The sequence below is a fragment of the Pseudomonas sp. GXM4 genome (assembly GCF_008923895.1).
GTDB classification, from domain to species: Bacteria; Pseudomonadota; Gammaproteobacteria; order Pseudomonadales; family Pseudomonadaceae; genus Aquipseudomonas; species Aquipseudomonas atacamensis.
Genome location: NZ_WBRZ01000463.1, coordinates 1 through 2,032, shown reverse-complemented (window position 1 = coordinate 2,032; position 2,032 = coordinate 1). Strand labels below are relative to the sequence as shown.

Sequence of the window (2,032 nt, the reverse complement as noted above, 5' to 3'; positions counted from 1 at the left end):
GGAATGCGTTTCCTGTAGGAGCTGCCGAAGGCTGCGATCTTTTGCTTTTAGAACCACGCGTCCTGCATCGCCAGACACGTATCATCCCGCGCCTCCAGCAAGTCCAGCTCATGCTGGCAACCCGGCACTTCCCATGTCAGGAAATACCGCGCCGCCTGCAACTTGCCCTTATAGAAATCGACGTCCGCCGTATTCCCTTTGGCCAGGCCTTCCTCGGCGCGGATCGCCTGCTCCAGCCAGCGCCAGCCGATCACTGCGTGGCCGAACACTTTCAGGTACAGCGCCGAGTTCGCCAGGCTGCTGTTGATCTTGCCTTGGGCCAGATCGGTGAGCAGGCCGATGGTCACGGTTTGCAGGCGGGCAACGAGTTTTTCCAGTGGTTCGCGCAGTGCGCTCAGCGAGTCGTACGCAGTCGCGCGTTCGGCCGTGTTGGCGATCAACCGAATCAGTTGCTTGAGACCGGCGCCACCGTTCTGCGCCAGTTTGCGCCCGAGCAAATCCAGTGACTGGATGCCGTGGGTGCCTTCGTGGATCGGATTCAAGCGGTTGTCGCGGTAGTACTGCTCCACCGGGTACTCACGGGTGTAGCCGTGGCCGCCAAGAATCTGGATCGCCAGTTCGTTGGCCTTCAGGCAAAACTCCGAAGGCCAGGATTTGACGATCGGCGTCAGCAGGTCCAACAGTTCATGAGCCTGTTTGCGTTCGGCTTCGGTTTCCAGCGTGGTGGTGTCATCGAACAACCGCGCGGCGTACAGGCCGAGGTCAAATGCCCCTTCGACGTAGGATTTCTGCGTCAGCAACATGCGTCTGACGTCCGCGTGCTGAATGATCGCCACCGGCGCTGTGCTCGGATCCTTGCTGTCCGGCACCCGGCCCTGCGGCCGCTCACGCGCATATTCCAGCGAATACAGGTAACCGGCATAGCCGAGCATCACTGCGCCCATGCCGACGCCGATTCGCGCTTCGTTCATCATCTGGAACATGTAGCTCAAACCATGGTGCGGTTTGCCCACCAGATAGCCGACGCACTCGCCGTTATCGCCGAAGTTCAGCGCCGTCGATGTGGTGCCGCGCCAGCCCATCTTGTGGAACAAACCGGCGAGCAGCACGTCGTTGCGCTGGCCGAGGCTGCCGTCGTCGTTGACCAGAAACTTCGGCACGATAAACAGCGAAATACCTTTCACCCCCGGCGGGGCGTCGGGCAGTTTGGCCAGAACCATGTGCACGATGTTTTCCGACAGCGGATGATCGCCGCCGGAAATGAAGATCTTGTTGCCCTTCAGGCGATAGGTGCCGTCGGATGCGGGCTCGGCGCGGGTGCGGATATCCGACAGCGACGAACCGGCATGAGGCTCGGTCAGGGCCATGGTGCCGAAGAAGCGTCCGTCGATCATCGGTTGCAGGAAGCGCTGTTTCTGCTCTTCGCTGCCGAAGCTCTCGATCAGGTTGGCCGCGCCCATGGTCAGGAACGGGTATGAGGTCGACGCTGCGTTGGCGGACTGAAAGTGCGCGAAGCAGGCTTGCGACAGCAGGGTCGGCAATTGCATGCCGCCGGCCTCGAAGCTGCGTGCGGCGTTGAGGAAGCCGGCCTCGAGAAAGGCATCCACCGCCGGTTTCACTTCGGGAATCAGAATGGCCTGGCCATCTTCATAGCGCGGCTCGTTTTCATCGCCCTTGCGGTTGTGCGGGGCGAAATACTTTTCGGCGATGTTGCGCGCGGTGCCGATGGCGGCGTCGAAGGTCTCGCGATTGTGCTCGGCAAAGCGCTCGCGCCGGGTCAGGCCCTCGGCATCAAGGACTTCGTACAGCTCGAAAGCCAGATTGCGGGAACTGAGCAGCGTCTCGGACATGGCGGCCTACCTGGAAATTGGGGTTGGGCCGAGTCTAGGCGTGCTGATAAAGACTGAACAGGATGATTGATAAGCGTGATGTTGGAGCCGCGCGCGGACTTAACAAACACCCCAAAACACTGTGGGAGCTGGCTTGCCAGCGATGGCGGCAGTTCAGTCAACATTGATGGTTGACTGAAAAA

At 60.6% G+C, this 2,032-nt stretch carries 1 protein-coding gene; it reads right to left on the bottom strand.

The genetic code is table 11. The features are described 5' to 3' along the window. Positions 1-47: 47 nt before the first annotated feature. Positions 48-1,850: an acyl-CoA dehydrogenase gene (locus tag F8N49_RS27440; RefSeq protein WP_151553285.1), complete on the bottom strand. Its 1,803-nt coding sequence runs from the start codon at positions 1,848-1,850 to the stop codon at positions 48-50. Positions 1,851-2,032: the final 182 nt, after the last annotated feature.

Bases quoted from the DNA above. Each gene is read 5' to 3' on its own strand.
- F8N49_RS27440 (WP_151553285.1), bottom strand. From the start codon at position 1,850: ATGTCCGAGACGCTGCTCAGTTCCCGCAATCTGGCTTTCGAGCTGTAC.